The organism is Arthrobacter sp. Z4-13 (genome assembly GCF_054792705.1).
In genome coordinates, this window is sequence record NZ_CP096459.1 from 3,569,458 (window position 1) to 3,585,942 (window position 16,485).

12 protein-coding genes are annotated in these 16,485 nt (G+C 66.4%); 9 read left to right on the plus strand and 3 right to left on the minus strand.

Annotated elements, in window-relative coordinates; translation table 11 throughout:
• Nucleotides 1-37 precede the first annotated feature (37 nt).
• Both purF and purM read left to right on the plus strand, forming a co-directional pair.
• Nucleotides 38-1,711 (plus strand): amidophosphoribosyltransferase, encoded by a 1,674-nt coding sequence (purF, locus tag M1E07_RS18340; protein WP_461188050.1) that lies wholly within the window; start codon nucleotides 38-40, stop codon nucleotides 1,709-1,711.
• Nucleotides 1,708-2,868, plus strand: a complete 1,161-nt coding sequence (gene purM / locus M1E07_RS18345) for a phosphoribosylformylglycinamidine cyclo-ligase (RefSeq protein WP_461188051.1) — start codon at nucleotides 1,708-1,710, stop codon at nucleotides 2,866-2,868. Before purF ends, purM begins: the two co-directional genes overlap by 4 nt.
• A gap of 9 nt (nucleotides 2,869-2,877) precedes the next feature.
• On the opposite strand, the gene M1E07_RS18350 is transcribed toward purM, so the two are convergent.
• Nucleotides 2,878-5,226 (minus strand): multicopper oxidase domain-containing protein, encoded by a 2,349-nt coding sequence (locus tag M1E07_RS18350; RefSeq protein WP_461188052.1) that lies wholly within the window; start codon nucleotides 5,224-5,226, stop codon nucleotides 2,878-2,880.
• Nucleotides 5,227-5,439: 213 nt separating this feature from the next.
• On the opposite strand from M1E07_RS18350, the gene M1E07_RS18355 reads away from it, so the two are divergent.
• The 5 genes from M1E07_RS18355 (at nucleotide 5,440) to M1E07_RS18375 (ending at nucleotide 11,771) form a co-directional block, all read left to right on the plus strand.
• Nucleotides 5,440-6,282 carry an ATP-binding cassette domain-containing protein gene (locus tag M1E07_RS18355; protein WP_461188053.1) on the plus strand — a complete coding sequence of 281 codons (843 nt, stop codon included), beginning with the start codon at nucleotides 5,440-5,442 and terminating at the stop codon, nucleotides 6,280-6,282.
• On the plus strand, nucleotides 6,279-7,082 hold the full coding sequence (locus tag M1E07_RS18360) for an ABC transporter ATP-binding protein (RefSeq protein ID WP_461188054.1): 804 nt from the start codon (nucleotides 6,279-6,281) through the stop codon (nucleotides 7,080-7,082). Before M1E07_RS18355 ends, M1E07_RS18360 begins: the two co-directional genes overlap by 4 nt.
• Nucleotides 7,079-8,332: an MFS transporter gene (locus M1E07_RS18365; protein ID WP_461188055.1), complete on the plus strand. Its 1,254-nt coding sequence runs from the start codon at nucleotides 7,079-7,081 to the stop codon at nucleotides 8,330-8,332. Before M1E07_RS18360 ends, M1E07_RS18365 begins: the two co-directional genes overlap by 4 nt.
• A 218-nt stretch (nucleotides 8,333-8,550) precedes the next feature.
• Nucleotides 8,551-9,972, plus strand: a complete 1,422-nt coding sequence (locus M1E07_RS18370) for an ABC transporter substrate-binding protein (RefSeq protein WP_461190434.1) — start codon at nucleotides 8,551-8,553, stop codon at nucleotides 9,970-9,972.
• Nucleotides 9,972-11,771, plus strand: a complete 1,800-nt coding sequence (locus M1E07_RS18375) for an ABC transporter permease subunit (RefSeq protein WP_461188056.1) — start codon at nucleotides 9,972-9,974, stop codon at nucleotides 11,769-11,771. The genes M1E07_RS18370 and M1E07_RS18375 overlap by 1 nt, the downstream gene beginning before the upstream one ends.
• A gap of 218 nt (nucleotides 11,772-11,989) precedes the next feature.
• Here the strand turns inward: M1E07_RS18375 and M1E07_RS18380 are convergent, their stop codons facing one another.
• On the minus strand, nucleotides 11,990-12,223 hold the full coding sequence (locus M1E07_RS18380) for a DUF3073 domain-containing protein (RefSeq protein ID WP_009359485.1): 234 nt from the start codon (nucleotides 12,221-12,223) through the stop codon (nucleotides 11,990-11,992).
• A 264-nt stretch (nucleotides 12,224-12,487) separates the two neighbouring features.
• Here M1E07_RS18380 and M1E07_RS18385 point away from each other — a divergent pair, with 264 nt between their 5' ends.
• Nucleotides 12,488-13,216, plus strand: coding sequence for a septum formation family protein (locus tag M1E07_RS18385; RefSeq protein WP_461188057.1), 729 nt, complete (start codon nucleotides 12,488-12,490; stop codon nucleotides 13,214-13,216).
• 61 nt (nucleotides 13,217-13,277) lie between these two features.
• Here M1E07_RS18385 and clpB read toward each other — a convergent pair whose 3' ends face one another.
• Nucleotides 13,278-15,935, minus strand: a complete 2,658-nt coding sequence (gene clpB / locus M1E07_RS18390; RefSeq protein WP_461188058.1) for an ATP-dependent chaperone ClpB — start codon at nucleotides 15,933-15,935, stop codon at nucleotides 13,278-13,280.
• A 154-nt stretch (nucleotides 15,936-16,089) separates the two neighbouring features.
• On the opposite strand from clpB, the gene M1E07_RS18395 reads away from it, so the two are divergent.
• On the plus strand, nucleotides 16,090-16,473 hold the full coding sequence (locus tag M1E07_RS18395; RefSeq protein WP_461188059.1) for a hypothetical protein: 384 nt from the start codon (nucleotides 16,090-16,092) through the stop codon (nucleotides 16,471-16,473).
• The last annotated feature ends 12 nt before the right edge of the window (nucleotides 16,474-16,485 follow it).

Genomic DNA, 16,485 nt, shown 5'->3' on the forward strand with positions numbered 1-16,485 from the left:
GGAAAAGTCTTACCCCATGTCGTGAGATAATCGACCAGTGGCACGCGGCGATGGAAAACTTTCCCATGATCTTCTCCCTGGCGAAAAAGGCCCGCAGGACGCCTGTGGCGTTTTCGGAGTCTGGGCACCAGGTGAAGAAGTAGCAAAACTTACCTATTACGGGCTGTATGCACTGCAGCACCGCGGACAGGAGTCCGCTGGTATAGCAACCAGCGACGGCAACCGGATCAACGTCTACAAGGACATGGGACTCGTCTCCCAGGTCTTCGACGAGACCACCCTGAACACCCTCACCGGGCACCTTGCCGTAGGCCACTGCCGCTACTCCACCACCGGAGCCAGCCATTGGGCCAACGCCCAACCCACCCTCGGCGCCACCAGCACCGGAACCGTGGCCTTGGCGCACAACGGCAACCTCACCAACACCGCCGAGCTCAACGCCATGATCCAGGAACGCAACGGCGGTCAGCTCACCGGCGAAATGAAGCAGGGCAACACCTCGGATACTGCGCTGGTCACCGCCCTCCTTGAGGGCGAACCGGGCAAGACCCTGGAAGAGACGGCCATCGAGCTCCTGCCCAAGATCAAGGGCGGCTTCTGCTTCGTTTTTATGGACGAAGGAACCCTTTACGCCGCCCGCGACACCTACGGCATCCGCCCGCTGGTCCTCGGCCGGCTGGAACGCGGCTGGGTTGTCGCCTCCGAGCAGTCTGCACTCGCCACCGTGGGCGCCAGCTTCATCCGCGAGATCGAACCCGGCGAATTCATCGCCATCGACGAGCAGGGGGTGCGCTCCCAGCGCTTTGCAGATCCGACGCCGGCGGGCTGCGTTTTCGAGTACGTTTACCTTGCCCGTCCGGACGCCGCCATCGCAGGCCGCTCCGTGTACGAGTCCCGGGTGGAGATGGGCCGCCAGCTTGCCCGCGAAAACACGCAGGTGGCGGACATCGTGATTCCCGTCCCTGAGTCCGGCACCCCTGCTGCCGTGGGCTACGCCGAGGAGTCCGGCATCCCGTTCGCCCACGGGTTCGTCAAGAACTCCTATGTTGGCCGTACGTTCATCCAGCCCTCGCAGACGCTGCGCCAGCTGGGCATCCGGCTCAAACTCAACGCCCTTGAGTCCGTGATCCGCGGCAAGCGGGTGGTGGTGGTGGATGACTCGATCGTCCGAGGCAATACGCAGCGCGCCATCGTCCGCATGCTGCGCGAAGCAGGTGCCGCTTCCGTCCACGTGAAGATCTCATCCCCGCCCGTGCAGTGGCCCTGCTTCTACGGCATCGATTTTGCCTCCCGTGCGGAATTGATTGCCAACGGCGCCACCATTGAGGAGATCTCCCAGGCAATCGGCGCCGACTCGCTGGCCTACATTTCCGAAGACGGCATGATCGAGGCCACCCGGCAGCCCCGGGAGCGGCTGTGCACCGCTTGCTTCACGGGCAAGTACCCCATCGAGCTTCCGGACGCGCACAAGCTGGGCAAGAACCTGCTGGAGCGCACGGACCTGGGCGGCCTGAAGCCCGCCCCCACCGCCCTTCCGGGCGAAACAGCTGCCCTGGCCGTGGACCCCCACGAGGACCCGTCGGAGAAGTCCGGGGCCACCGGTTGCGATCCGGGGCCGGACTCCGAGTTTGAGAACCTGCTGACCGACGCCGACCTTGTGCCTGACGTACACGCCGCCACCGCCGGCGCTGACAAGAAAGAGTCCGTATGACTTCCGCTGCCCCCGCCTCCGGCAACACCTCCGGAAACACTGCCGGCATCACCTACGCCTCCGCAGGCGTCGATGTTGAAGCCGGCGACCGCGCCGTCGAGCTGATGAAGGGTGCCATCAAGGCCACCCACAACTCCTCGGTGATCGGCGGAGTGGGCGGCTTCGCCGGCCTCTACGATGTCTCCCGGCTCCTCACCTACAAGAAGCCGCTGCTGGCCACATCCACCGACGGCGTGGGCACCAAGGTGGCCATCGCCCAGGCCATGGACATCCACGACACCATCGGGTTCGACCTGGTGGGCATGGTGGTGGACGACATCGTGGTGGTGGGCGCAGAACCGCTGTACATGACGGACTACATCGCCTGCGGCAAGGTGGTCCCCGAGCGCATCGCCGATATCGTCCGCGGCATTGCCGCAGCCTGCTCGGTAGCCGGCACCGCGCTGGTGGGCGGCGAAACCGCCGAGCACCCCGGCCTCCTGGGCGAGCACGAGTACGATGTCGCGGGCGCAGCCACCGGCGTCGTTGAGGCAGACCAGCTCCTGGGACCGGACCGCGTCCGGGCAGGCGATGTTGTGATCGGCATGGCATCCTCCGGCCTGCACTCCAACGGCTACTCCCTGGTGCGCCGTGTGATCAACCACGCCGGCTGGGCACTGGACCGCCAGGTCTCCGAACTCGGCCGCACCTTGGGCGAGGAACTCCTCGAGCCCACCCGTGTCTACGCGGCGGACTGCCTGGACCTCGCGCGGGCCTTCCCCGTCACCGGCGCTTCGGCAGTCCACGGTTTCAGCCACGTGACCGGCGGCGGCCTGGCCGCCAACCTGGCCCGCGTACTCCCCCAGGGCCTCGTGGCCACGGTGGACCGCTCCACCTGGGAACTGCCGGCCATCTTCAAGCTGGTGTCAGAACTGGGTAATGTGCCGCTGGCAGACCTGGAGCGCACCCTGAACCTGGGAGTGGGCATGGTGGCCATCGTCTCTGCCGACGCCGCCGAGGCAGCAGTCTCCCGCCTGAACGACCGCGGACTGCCGTCCTGGATCATGGGCACCGTCACCGGGGATTCGGACTCAATCCTCAAGTCCGGCCCCGACTACGTCCAGGGCGCCAAGGGTGTGGACGGCGGCGCAGTCCGCCTGGTCAACGCCTACGCCTGATCCACCTCATCACGCGGCCGTGACCGTCACGGTTCGGGTGGCCAGAACCTGACCCGTGATCCAATGCTGGAAATCGACGGCGATGGTGTACTTTCCAGGGGCGGGCGGACGCAGAAGGTAATCGAACTTCTCCGCCGCCCCTGACTTGATGATGCTGGTCAGCAGCGGTTTCCCTGCCATCGACGGCTGAATGGCCGGCCCGGTGGGACTGGGCGTGGTCCAGAACGGACGGCCGTCGTGCCCAATCAGTTCGGCGATGCGTGCGGGCTTTCCGGCCGCATCGAGGAACCGCGTGCGAGTGGGGAAGTAGTCCACGTTCACCATCCGCACCAGCGTGGGCCGCTTTTCGCCCGCCACAACGTTTGCCTTCATGGCCGAGACGGCCCAGACCCGGTCGCCCCGGGGCCGGGCTGGAATAACGCCTCCCAGCAGGTAGAAATGCCGGGGCTGGAAGCGGTTGAGCCCCGCATCTTCGCCCGACAGGCCTGCGGCGTGATTCAGTTCATGCCACCGGGGATCCACCGAATAGGGGGCGATCAGGGTTTCAGTAGCGATGTCATACAAGGGACCTTCAGTCGAATGTCGGCGCGTCCCCTTCGGCGCCGGTTTCGCCGGGTCGACGATGGGATCTACGATGACTGCCCCGAACATGCCCATCTGGACGTGGAGCGGGGTGTTCACATGGCAGTGGTAGAAGTACGTTCCCGCCGCGCCGCGGTTCGGATTGCCGCGCTCGCCAGTCTCAGGCAGCCACTGGTACGTGTAGTGTCCGGACACCTCAAAGGAGGTATGGCCTACGCCGTCGTTGCGGGGATCGGGTTCCAGTCCGTGCCAGTGCACAGTGTGAACCTTTTTGCTGGGCTTGATGGTCGCATGGAAGATTTGGCCTTCGGTGACACGCACCAGCGGCCCCGGCAGCTGCCGTCCTGATTTGTCGTTTTCAAAGCTCCATATCTCGTGCTCGGCACCGTCGGGGAATTTGAGTTCCCTGCTGAAGAAGTCGAGCTCCACCGAGACGCCGGGGCGCTTAAGGAACTCCGTCTCAGGGCTGCCCTCATGCGGCTGGTCCGAAGCGAAGTCCACCTGGCTCCGGAACGTGTGGTGGGCATCGTCTTCCACCGTGCCCGGCAGTCCAGGCTCCGGTACCGGTCCTGCGGCCAGCACCCAGTCTGACATAAGGCCACCAGGGTAAAGGCCCCCCGCCGCCGTCTGTGACGGTTCGGCATGACAGTGCATGGGATACTTCCAGTCATCTTCCCTGGCATCCCACACCTCGTCAATGACCTCAGGCGGACGCCGGACCGGCAACATCGCCTCCTTGGTTTCCAGCGGCTGCAGCTGGACCGTGTCCTCCCACTGCTGCAGGATAACGTCCCCCTCCGGGCTGACGCTGCCGCCGGTACGCGGGAAATCCTTGCCGTTGGCCCGCACCGTCCACACATGGTTCCCGTGGTAGTGCAACTGGTGGTCCACTATGCCGGCGTTGACCATCCTCATCAGCTGGCCGGTGCGGACAGCGCCCGGTTTGGGGGAGGCACTGAAGTTCCGAACGTCCGTCTCCCTGGGAAAACCCGAGGGGAGCGTGTCTTCCTCCCGGTGCTCGTTGAACACCTCATCGGTAGTGAGGGCCAGCGCCTGGAACCCCGAATATCCATTAAGCGTGAAATACCGCGGCACCGCCGGGGTGGTGGCCGGATTGACGCTCTGGCCGGTGGAGGCGATACGCGCCCAATTCGGTTCGACATCATGGCAGAGCCATAGCCACTGGCGTTCGAACTCGGCGCCACCAGGATAGAGGCTCCAAGCGGCCTTTGGGTCAATGACCACCAGCGCGCCGTACAGGCCCAAAGTTCTTTCGACAGGTTCGTTGCCGGGATCGGAGAATAGGTAGGTGCCGGGCGCCCCGGCAGGGAAGCTCAGCAGTTTACTTGCCCCGGGGGCAACCGGCCCGCTGCTGATGTCCTTTCTGCCGGCACCCGCTGCGTGAAAGCGCAGCTCGTGCGGCTGTGACAAATTGTTGCGCAGCAGGATGCTGATGGTACTTCCCGTTTCGGCAATGAGCGTCCGCTCCGGGAAGAAACTGGCCCAATAGGCGCGCCGGGCCAGAAACTGGCGCTGCGTCTCCGGATCTGTACCGAAAGGCGCCGGCCGGCCGAAGGGGGGCACCGGCGCCTTGAGGGGGTAATGCCGGCTGGCAACTATCGAGCCCGCCGCCGTGAAGACCTGTGGACTCATCCTCAGCGCCGGATTCGCGTCGGCCGTCCGCGTAGCCCTGTCCCCGAAGCCCCGGTGGTAGACCAGCGATCCGTCAACCATCGGGAGGAATCCGTCGTTGATGTGCATGTTCAGCGGGCTCATGAGAAGTCCTTAATGGTTGTCACGAGTTTGTTTGGAAAAGCGCTGTTTGGATGATTCATAACCGCCCCATCGGTGTCCCGTTGAGTTCCACGGTAGGAACCTGCGCTTGTAAAAAACTTGGTTTCTCCAAGGACTGGACAGGCGGACTCCTCCCAGAAAATGCCTCCGGCTGCAGATTAGCCAGATGCGAATGATTCTTGATAAGGTAATCGCATGCCTGAGCCCGCCCTCTCCGTGACGAACCTCGCGCTCACGCATGCCGGCCGATACTTGGTGCACCCCCTGACGTTCTCCGTCGAGCCCGGTGAGTGCGTTGCCCTGCTTGGCGCCTCGGCATCCGGGAAGTCGCTGACAGCCTCAGCCCTGACAGGAACCGTTCCGGACGGGATCACCGCCAGCGGGAAGGTCTCCTTTTCAGCTGAGTCTGGGGTGGCCGGCAGGACGATGGCAGGCAAAACGGCAGCCGGCAGGACAATTCCAGACACAGCGAACGCGGCACTCATCCGCCAGGACCCCCAGACCACCCTCAACCCGCTGGTTCCCGTGGGCAAACAACTGCTCATTCCACTGCGCAGGGCCGGGCTCAACCGCACGGACGCTCGGATGCAAGCTGGCCGGTTCCTGGCCCAGGCCGGAATTGAGGAGCCCGCAGCCATCCTGCCCCGCTACACGGGTGAACTCTCCGGCGGGCAGCTGCAGAGAGTCTGCATTGCCTTGGCGTTGGCCTGCCGCAGCAAAGTCCTGGTGGCAGACGAGCCCACTACCGCCCTGGATTCGGTCACCCGGCTCAAGGTACTTGCGGCCCTCCGCGCCTGGGGAGCCGAAGGCCGAAGCCTCCTCTTCATCACCCACGACCTCGCTGCTGCCGCCTCCCTGTGCAGCCGCGCGCTGGTGATGGAGGGCGGCCGGATCGTCGAAGAGGCGCCAATGTCCGAACTGCTGCGCAATCCGCGCCACGCCTACACCCGGCGGCTGGTCCGCGCCGCCCACGGTGCAACTCTTCCGCTTGCAGCTCCGGCAACACTCGCGGCTGCAGAAGCAGCGGCGGCAGCGTGACAGGCGACCTGGCCGCGGACCGAATCTCCTTCGCCTACCCCGCCCGCGGCTTCCGCAACAGGCAACCCGCAGAAACGCTCCGAAACATCAGCCTGCGCCTCTCCCCCGGCACCAGCACGGCGCTTGTGGGGAGTTCCGGCTCCGGAAAGTCCACTCTGGTGCGGATTCTCCTGGCCTTGGCAGAGCCCTCCGCCGGTGCCGTGACGCTTGGTAGGCAGACAGTAGGGCCCGGCTCCGTCCGGGCTCTTCGGTGGTACCGACGCGAGGTGCAGTACATCCCGCAGAATCCTGCAGGAAGCCTCGATCCCCGGATGACCGTCTCGCAGCTGCTGATGGAACCGCTGCGGCAGCTCCGGTTAGCGGGAAATCACCGGGCACTGATCAATCAGGCACTGGAAGGCGCCGAGCTGCCGGCTGCCCTGATGGAGCGCCGCCCGGGAGAACTCTCGGGCGGCCAGAACCAGAGGGTGGCCATCGCCCGCGCCCTGGTTGTCTCGCCTGCCTACCTGGTGGCCGACGAGCCCGTCAGCGGCCTGGACCTCCCCTTGCGGGATACTGTGCTTTCTTTGCTGGACAGACTGGTGCGGGAGGAGGGCCTGGGTCTGCTTTTGGTGACCCACCACCTCGCGACGGCCGCCAGGATGTGCGGCACCACCGCCGTGCTGGCAGAGGGCACCATCGTGGAACAGGGGCCCACGGACCAGGTGCTGAAAAACCCCGCCAGCCCCGCCGCCGTCGAACTTGTGCAGGCGTCAGCAGGCATGCAACTGCCCCACGCTGTCCCGGCGGCCGCCCTGTGACCGCCCCCAGCGCCATTGACCCGGCGGCAACAAAACCCCGTCCGGCCCCGGGCCTCCTACTTGCCAGCCAGCTGGTCTTCAACATCGGCTTCTATGCCGTGGTCCCGTTCCTCGCGCTGGTCATGACGCGGGACTTCGGCATGACAGCCACCGCGGTGGGGGTGGTCCTGGGCGCCCGCGTCTTCAGCCAGCAGGGGCTCTTCCTGGTGGGCGGGATGATCACTGACCGGTTCGGACCACGGCGTGCAATGCTGGCGGGCTGCCTGGTCCGCATTTCCGGCTACCTCACCCTGGCCCTGGCCGGCAGCTTTCCGCTGTTCCTTCTGGGCGCAGTCCTCACGGGCATGGGCGGCGCGCTGTTCTCCCCTGCCCTGGAATCTTTGGTTGGCAAGGCAGAAGAACGACGGCGGAACACCAGCGGGAAGGCCCCTGCACTTTTTGCGCTCCTCGCCATCTGCGGAGAAATCGGGGCCGTAGCGGGACCGCTGGTTGGCGCACTGCTGCTGGGGCTTTCCTTCAGCTGGGCCGCGCTGGCCGGGGCGGCAGTCTTTGCCGTGATGACCGGGGTGCTGTGGCGCAGCGTGCCTGCCGGAACGGGGACGCCTGCGCCGGCCCGCCTGGAGTCACCTGCCCTGCCCGCTGACGGTGTGGCGGCGATGCTGCGGGACAAGCGCTTTGTGGCCTTCGCCGCCCTCTACAGCGTGAACCTGCTGGCCTACAACCAGCTCTACTTCGGCCTCCCCATCGAACTGACCAGAAGCGGCGCAGGACCGGAGGCGCTGGCCGGCCTGTTCGCCGTCGCCTCCATCCTCACGGTTGCGCTGCAATGGCCCATCTCCCGGCTGACAACCCGGATGGGAGCCGGCAGGGCGCTGACGGCGGGCTTCCTGCTCAAGGGCCTGGCTTTCGCCACCATGGCCCTGCTCGCCCAGTTTCCGTCCACCGGCACGCTTCAGCTCCTGCCGCCGCTGCTGCTTGTGGTGGGACTCTGTCTGGGCCACATGTGCATCGGGCCGGTGGCCATGCCGCTGGTCCTCGACTTTGCCCGTGGACGCCGGACCGGTATTTACTACGGACTCCTCGCGAGCATGGGCGGCTGCGCGGTGCTGCTGGGCAACTTTGCCCTCGGACCGCTTTACTCAGGCGCCTTCCAGCCGGGACCCGACGCAGTTTGGCCCTGGGCGCTGATGGCGGCACTCACGGTGATTCCCGCCGTCGGACTTTCACGGCTCCTTCCAGCCAAACGCTAAGCCCTCCACCTCTACGCAAAGCCCTCTCCGGCCGATGGCCGGCCATTTCCCTGCAGCATCTATAACCGAAACGGGTAACAAACGTGCCAAAAATACGACTGAAAGCCAGCGTAACCACCCTCTCAGCCCTGCTGATTGCCGCCGGCCTGACCGGATGTTTCGCCGGCGCCGAGCAGGCGGCGGAGGGTGGCGCCGGTGCCGGCCGAATCAAACTCGCCATGCTTCAGCCGCCCCGGTCCGGGTTGTCGCCACTGAGCGACGACGCCTTCAAGCTGTCGCGCTGGAAGACCGCCGAGACCCTGGTGGTGCTTGACGATCTCGGCGAGGCCAAACCGGCGCTGGCCGGCGAGTGGCAGCAAATCGATGGCACCTCGTGGCGTTTCACGCTGCGGGACGGCGTGGAGTTTCATGACGGAACGGCGATGACGTCGACGGAGGTTGTTGCCTCCCTGACGGCCGCCGCGCAGGCCAGCCCCAAGCCGAGGATCCTGGACGGCGTCGAGCTCACCGCCCAGGCCGATGGCCCCGGGGCCGTGATAATCAGGACGGCGACGCCTGATCCGCTCCTGCCCCAACGGCTGTCCAGTCCGCAATTGGCCGTCCTCGCAGCCTCGGCCTACAAGGACGGCGGCCTGGTTGATCCCCGGAATGCCGGCACGGGGCCGTACCGGCTGGTCTCAGTGGAGGGCACATCGTCCGCACGGCTGGACCGCTTCGACGGGTACTGGGGCGAAAAGGCGGAAGCCGACGGCGTGGACGTCGAGTTCGTCCCGGACGGAACTGCGCGGGCAGCGGCGCTGCGGACCGGGAACGCGGACATCGTGGAAGCGATCCCCGTGGGCCAGGTGGCGCAGATCGACCCGGCCCTGGTGCATGAAGTGCCGATGCCGCGGACCAACACGCTGTACCTCAACACGGCGTCCGGTCCGTTCGCTGATCCCGCCGTCCGCGCCGCAGCCCGCGAAGCCATCGATGCCGGCACCATTGTGGACAGGGTCTACGAGGGGCGCGCAGACAAGGCCGCCGGGCTGCTCGGCCCGGCGCTTCCGTGGGCAGCGGACGAGCGGGGAAACGAAGGCTACGCCGCCGCGCTGGCTGCACGCATTGCCGCAATCGCCGTCAAGGGGACGCCCATCCGGCTTGGGACCTTCACGGACCGCGCCGAATTGCCGGAAGTAGCGGTCCAGCTTGAGCAGCAGCTCGAAGCTGCCGGCTTTACCGTTGAGCAGGACGTCCGCGAGTACCAGCACATCGAAGCGGACGCCCTGGCCGGCGCATTTGATGCGTTCATCCTCTCGCGCGCCACGGTGCTGGACTCCGGCGACCCCGTGGCTTACCTCTACAGCGACTTCTCCTGCGCCGGCTCCTTCAACATCTCCCAATTCTGCGATCCGGCAGTGGACGCGGCCTTGGCCAAAGCCGCGGGCAGCCCTGCCGGCCCGGAGCGACGCACAGCCACCGCGGCCGTCGAGAGCCTCATCCTTGCCCGGGACGCCGCCATCCCGCTGCTCCACGAACGCGTCATCCAAGGCGAATCCACCCGGATCCTCAACGTGGAGCGTGATCCGCGCGAGCGTGCCCTGATCACGGGCAAGACGGGAATCAGCAGCGGACCCACCAGCACAGGCGCCGCAGGCTGATGCCCGCTCCGGCCTTCCTGAAAGTCACGGCCTCGCGGATCACCGCCCTCCTCGGACTCGTGGTGCTCGTCGGGATGATGCCGTGGCTCTCGGGCCGCGGCGCCGAGTACACCATCCTTCGCGCCCGGTACGCGGACCGCGAGCCCACGCCCGAAGCCCTCGCCGCCATCCGCGCAGAGCTCGGCCTGGAACATGGGCCGCTGGCCATGCTTGGGTCCTGGGCCCAAGGTATCCTCGCCGGGGACCTGGGCACGTCCTGGATCAGCAACGCTCCTGTCGGACCCGGCGTCGCCACCGCGTTGAGCGTCTCGGTGACCCTGATGGGTTTTGCCATCGCCGCAGCGGCAGTCCTTGCCCTGCTGATCTGCGCGCCTGCCGTGCAGGACGGGCTCCGGGAGCGGCGGAGGCCGGCGTCAGGTGCCCTGTCCGCTGCGCTGACCTCCCTGCCGGAGTTCGTGCTCGCCGCTATGTTGCTGGTAGTGGGCGCCGTCTGGCTCCGGTGGTTTCCGCCGTTCGGCTGGAAGGGCCCGGAGTACGCCGTCCTGCCGGCCCTCGCCCTCGGCATCCCGGCAGGCGGCCTGATGGGACTGCTCCTGTCCGATGCCATCCGCGCGGGCTTTGGGGAGAAGTGGGTGGCTACCTGGCGCCTGGCCGGTGCTGGAGCCGGGCAGCTGACGCGCGCTGTTCTGCGGCGCGCGCTGCCGTCAGTGCTGCCACAGATCGGGCTGGTCCTCATCGGACTGACCGGCGGGGCAGTGGCCGTCGAAAAGGTCTACGCCGTTCCGGGGCTCGGCCGGCTTCTTCTGGGCGCCGCCAGCGCCCAGGACATCCCTACCCTCCAGGCAGGCATGCTGGCGCTCATGGGGCTGGCACTGTTGGCGGGAACGCTGACGACGACGGTCCGTTACTTGCTGATCGGTCCTGCGGTCCGCTTCGGCACACTTCCCCTTCCGGAGCCACCGCGGCCAGCGCGCCGCCGCCAGCTGGCCGTGCCGGCAGTTGCGGCCGCCGCCTTGCTGCTGATCGTCGGGGCTGGGCTGCTGCGGGACCCCTTCACCTCCGAACATACGAGGCTGGAATCACCCACCTGGGCACTGCCCTTTGGTGCCGACGCCAGCGGCCGCGACCTCCTGGCCCGCGTGGGGCACGGAGCCGTTGGGACGCTGGGAACCGCGCTGGTAGTGGTGCTCGCCTGCCTGGCCGTGGGAATCGCCGTCGGCCTGTTCCCCTTGGCTGCCACGGGGCCTCTTGAGGTGGCAAACGCCGCGCCGCCCATCCTCGCGGGCCTGGTTGTTGCCGCCATGATGGGGCCTTCGGCGCAGGGTGCTGCCCTGGCCGTAGCCGCCGTGAGTTGGGCGCCGCTGGCCGCCCATACCGCCGCTTTGGCCCAGGAAGCACGGGCACAGTCCTACGTGCAGATCCTCCCGGTGCTGGGGGTGGGCAGGGCGCGCATCATGCTGCGTTACATTTTGCCGGCGGTGGTGCGGCCGCTGCTGCGGCACGCGATGCTCCGGCTGCCGGGAGTAGCGCTTTCCCTCGCGGCACTCGGATTCCTGGGGCTGGGCCCGCAACAGCCATCACCCGAATGGGGCCTTATTCTGGCCGAGGGTATTGGTTATGTGGAACGGGCACCGTGGACAGTCCTGGCGCCGGCAACCGCGCTGGTACTGGCGTCGGTGCTGGCCGTGGGGCTTTCTGGCACCGGCGGCACTGTTGTCCGGGTGTCACCGCCGCAAGATACCGGAGAACTGCCAACAGCTCAGGCGGGAACCGGCGGGGAACGGGCGGCAGCGCGCTAATGATCCCAAAGCAACAACAAGAAGCCCGCTCCCGGCACCGGTTTACGGCGCAGGGGGCGGGCTTCATAACTGAGGTCGGCACCCGCGATCCGACCGGATCAGGGTGCCAAAAGAAGCGCTGCACTGGTCCAACACGGAGACCAGGATCCAGATGCTGAATCCATAAGTGCGACGGCGTCACAGGGCTGTCCGGTTACGGCAACAGCACCTCGTGACAACTAGCCGATGCGACGGGTGTCTACCTCGTCGTCGTCTTCTTCCAAATCATCCGCGTACTTATCCACATAAGCCGAATAGTCCGGTTCAACCGGCTCATTCGCGTAATGGCTCGTGGCACGACTGCTCGGGCCCGTCAGCTCGCGCTGAAGTGCCGAATAGTCAGTATTCGGGGAGTAGTACTTAATATCCCGAGCCTGCTTGGTAGCTTTTGCCTTTTGACGGCCGCGCCCCATGGCGTGACCCCCTTTTGTACTTGGACCGGAGGTGGTCACCTTTGGCTATGGTGAGGCCCCGGAATGTTTGGTCAATTTGTCGTACACCTAGATTACATGCTTTCGACTCCCCCCGCTTGCCAGCCTCGGCGTACGGCGGTCACATGCAGTACCATTCCGGCCCTTCCAAGGCCGGAATCTGGCTTTTTTCTTCGGTAGAGTCGCATCAGCAACTACTGAAACTGGCCGGAAATCCGGCTGCGCATGCGGACAAAACGCAGGAGGATGCACCCCGTGAACCACCAGGACGTTCCGCCCAAACCCGCCTCTCCGCCCACCGCCGGCCTGCCCACGGTGCCCGCTGCCGAATACGGGGTGCCGGCAGCCGAACCTCCGGCGCGCAGCAAGGGACAGGTGCGGGACCAGGGCGGTGCGTGGGACCAGGACCGGTCGGTCCTCCCCCAGGGGCCCGAAGCGGGCCGTGGCAGCGTCAACCAGCGGACACTGTGGAAGGCGTTCTTCGTCGTCGTTGTCCTGGCCGTCATCGGCTCGCTGGTGTGGCTTGCCATGTGGCTGTACGGCAACGGGAACCAGGAGGCGTCTGCGGGCCCCGTTCCCGGCATCCTGGAAACCTCTGTCACGCCACCCGCAACCCCGCTGCCACTGCCCCGCGAGGCGGAGCCTGCCAGCTATGCCCTGGGCGACTGCTTCAAGGACTTCAGCCCGGAGGCGTTGAAATCCACCATTGTGCCGTGCGACACCGGCCATTCCGCGCAGCTGGTTGCCCTGTTCCACTACCCGGAAGGCGGGTCCTACCCGGGGGCGGAAGCATTGAAGGCAAAAGCCTTGGAGGCATGCCAGGCGGCAAAGCTGGGTCCGGCCGCCAACCAGTACACGCTGAACTTCGAGCGCAGCTACCCCAGTTCAACCAGTTGGGGCTCCGGGGACCGCAGGCTGGACTGCTACGTAACTTCCCCCGGTGGCAACAACGTTAACGCGAGCGTGCTGCCCTAGCACTGGGGGCGCCAGGGCAGCACGTCTCAGGCGGGTCCGGCCCTTGATCCTTCCGGCGGGCCTAATCCTTCCGGCGGACCACCAGTCCCGTTCCCGGGACAGCGCCGCCGTTCGGCCCGGCGAGCGCCTCCAGCCCTTCGATGGTGAGTTCATCGACGTCGGTGGCCGTGTCCACCAGCACAGTGTCCCCGTCAGCGATCCCGCCGGACAGGATGGCCTTGGCCAGCCGGTCGCCGATCTCCCGCTGCACCAGCCGGCGCAGCGGCCGGGCGCCGTAGGCGGAGTCGAAGCCGGACATGGCCAGCCAGGCGCGGGCGCCCTCGGAGACGTCGAGGGTGAGCCGGCGCTCGTGCAGCCTCCGGCCCAGTTCAGCCACCTGCAGCTCCACAATGCGGGCCAGTTCTTCCACCGACAGCGGATCAAACAGCACCACTTCGTCCAGCCGGTTCAGGAACTCCGGCTTGAAGGAGGCGTTGACGGTGGACATGACCGCGTTGCGCTTTGCCTCGGCATCCAGCGAGGGGTCCACCAGGAACTGGCTGCCCAGGTTGGACGTCAGCACCAGGATCGCGTTGCGGAAGTCCACGGTGCGGCCCTGGCCGTCGGTGAGGCGCCCGTCGTCGAGCACCTGCAGGAGGATGTCGAAGACCTCCGGATGGGCCTTCTCAACCTCGTCCAGCAGCACCACCGAATACGGACGGCGGCGGACGGCTTCGGTTAGCTGGCCGCCCTCCTCGTAGCCCACGTATCCCGGAGGCGCACCCACGAGCCGCGCCACGGAATGCTTCTCGCCGTACTCGGACATGTCAATCCGCACCATGGCCCGTTCGTCGTCGAACAGGAAGTCCGCGAGGGCCTTGGCGAGCTCTGTCTTACCGACGCCGGTGGGGCCCAGGAACAGGAACGAACCGGTGGGGCGGTTGGGATCGCTGATGCCGGCACGGGCGCGGCGGACGGCGTCGGAAACAGCGGTGACAGCCTTTTTCTGGCCGATCAGCCGTTTCCCGAGCTCCTCCTCCATGTGCAGCAGCTTTTGGCTTTCACCCTGCAGCATGCGGCCGGCGGGAATGCCGGTCCAGGCGGAAATGACCTCGGCGATGTCGTCGGCGGTTACCTGTTCCGCCACCATCTGCGCGGACTTGTCCGTGACGGCGGCTTCGGCCTCCGCGGCAGCATTCAGTTCCCGTTCCAGCGCCGGGATCTCGCCGTAGAGGATCCGCGACGCCGTCTCCAGGTCGCCTTCACGCTGTGCTTTGTCCGCGGTGGAGCGCAGCTCGTCCAGTTTGGCCTTGAGGTCACCCACCCGGTTAAGTCCGGCCTTTTCCGCCTCCCAGCGGGCGTTCAGTCCGGCGAGTTCCTCTTCCCGGTCCGCCTTGTCCGCCCGGAGCGCGGCGAGGCGCTCCACGGAGGCGGCGTCGGTCTCGCCCTCCAGCGCCAGCTCCTCCATGGTGAGCCGGTCAACGGCGCGGCGCAGCTGGTCGATTTCCTCAGGTGCCGAGTCAATTTCCATCCGCAGCCGGGACGCCGCTTCGTCCACCAGGTCGATGGCCTTGTCCGGCAGCTGGCGCCCGGAAATGTAGCGGTTGGAGAGCGTCGCAGCGGCCACAAGGGCAGAGTCTGCGATGGCTACCTTGTGGTGCGCCTCGTAGCGCTCCTTCAGGCCGCGGAGGATGCCGATGGTGTCCTCGACACTGGGCTCGCCCACGTACACCTGCTGGAAGCGGCGCTCCAGGGCAGGGTCCTTTTCGATGTTCTCGCGGTACTCATCCAGCGTGGTGGCGCCGATAAGCCGCAACTCGCCGCGTGCCAGCATGGGCTTGAGCATGTTGCCGGCATCCATGGACGAGTCGCCGGTGGCGCCTGCACCCACCACCGTGTGGATCTCATCGATAAAAGTGACGATCTGCCCCTCAGAATTCTTAATTTCCTCGAGGACGGCCTTGAGGCGCTCCTCGAACTCGCCGCGGTACTTCGCCCCGGCCACCATGGAGGCCAGGTCCAGGGCTATCAGGGTCTTGCCGCGCAGGCTTTCCGGCACGTCCCCGGCCACCATGCGCTGGGCCAGTCCTTCAACGACGGCGGTCTTGCCGACGCCGGGCTCGCCGATAATCACGGGGTTGTTCTTGGTGCGGCGGCTGAGGACCTGGACGATCCGGCGGATTTCCGTGTCGCGGCCGATCACCGGGTCCAGTTTGCCGGACCGGGCCATGGCGGTGAGGTCCGTGCCGAACTTCTCCAGGGACTGGAAGGTGTTTTCCGGGTCCGGGGTGGTGACTTTCCGGTCGCCGCGGACACCCGGCAGGGCGGCGAGCAGCGCTTCATGGGAGGCGCCGGCGTCGCGCAGCAACCGACCCACGGCGTCACTTCCGGCCGAAAGACCCAGGAGGAGCACTTCGGTGGAGACGAAGGTGTCACCCAACCGCTCAGCCTCCCCCTTGGCGTTCTGGATGGCCTGCAGCGCGGGGCGGGACAGCTGTGCCTGCTGGCTGGACGCACCGGAGGTGGCCGGCAGATCTTTGATGGCACTGCTCGCCTGGACGCTGACAGCGTCAGGGTCGGTTCCGGTGGCGCGGAGAAGCGCCACTGCGACGCCTTCACGCTGGTCCATCAGCGCCTTAAGCAGATGGGCAGGCTCCACCTGCGGGTTGCCGGCGGTGGAGGCATTCATGGCCGCAGCCGAAAGAGCCTCCTGGCTCTTGGTGGTGAATTTGACGTCCAAAGAGAGCTCCTTTCAGAGACATTTAATCTAGGTTGAGTCTACTACGCTCAACTTTGAACGGGGTACCTTTTATTTCCTGTTTGCCCACGGCGAACCGGTGCGCGCCACCCGACAGCCCGTTTTCAACCGGTCCGATCCACCCTAGGATCACCTAGTGACCGGGGAGCACAATGCCGCCGGCACACGGGAGACGGGACAGGCAATGAAGAAGTTTGTTGTTCTCTACATCGCAGCACAGTCAGCCCAGGCGCAAATGGCCGAAAGCTCGCCCGAGGCCGCCCAGGAGGGCATGAAGGCGTGGATGGCGTGGGCCGAGGGCGCCGGCGACGGCATCGTGGACATGGGGAAACCGCTCGGGGCCGGCAAGGACATCACCTCAACCGGCACCTCAGACATCAGCACGGGCGTGGCGGGATATGGGATTCTCCAGGCCGAGGACCTCGCCGGTGCCCAGGCCCTGCTGGACGGGCACCCGCACCTCATGATGCCTGGCGCCAGCATTCAGGTCTACGAATCCCTGGACCTGCCGGGAATGTAGGCAGGCACAGGA

What these genes read in the sequence shown, in the direction of transcription:
- purM (WP_461188051.1), top strand. Translation starts at nt 1,708, where the DNA reads ATGACTTCCGCTGCCCCCGCCTCCGGCAACACCTCCGGAAACACTGCC.
- M1E07_RS18350 (WP_461188052.1), bottom strand. Translation starts at nt 5,226, where the DNA reads ATGAGCCCGCTGAACATGCACATCAACGACGGATTCCTCCCGATGGTT.
- M1E07_RS18355 (WP_461188053.1), top strand. Translation starts at nt 5,440, where the DNA reads ATGCCTGAGCCCGCCCTCTCCGTGACGAACCTCGCGCTCACGCATGCC.
- M1E07_RS18370 (WP_461190434.1), top strand. Translation starts at nt 8,551, where the DNA reads ATGCTTCAGCCGCCCCGGTCCGGGTTGTCGCCACTGAGCGACGACGCC.
- M1E07_RS18375 (WP_461188056.1), top strand. Translation starts at nt 9,972, where the DNA reads ATGCCCGCTCCGGCCTTCCTGAAAGTCACGGCCTCGCGGATCACCGCC.
- M1E07_RS18380 (WP_009359485.1), bottom strand. Translation starts at nt 12,223, where the DNA reads ATGGGGCGCGGCCGTCAAAAGGCAAAAGCTACCAAGCAGGCTCGGGAT.
- M1E07_RS18385 (WP_461188057.1), top strand. Translation starts at nt 12,488, where the DNA reads ATGCACCCCGTGAACCACCAGGACGTTCCGCCCAAACCCGCCTCTCCG.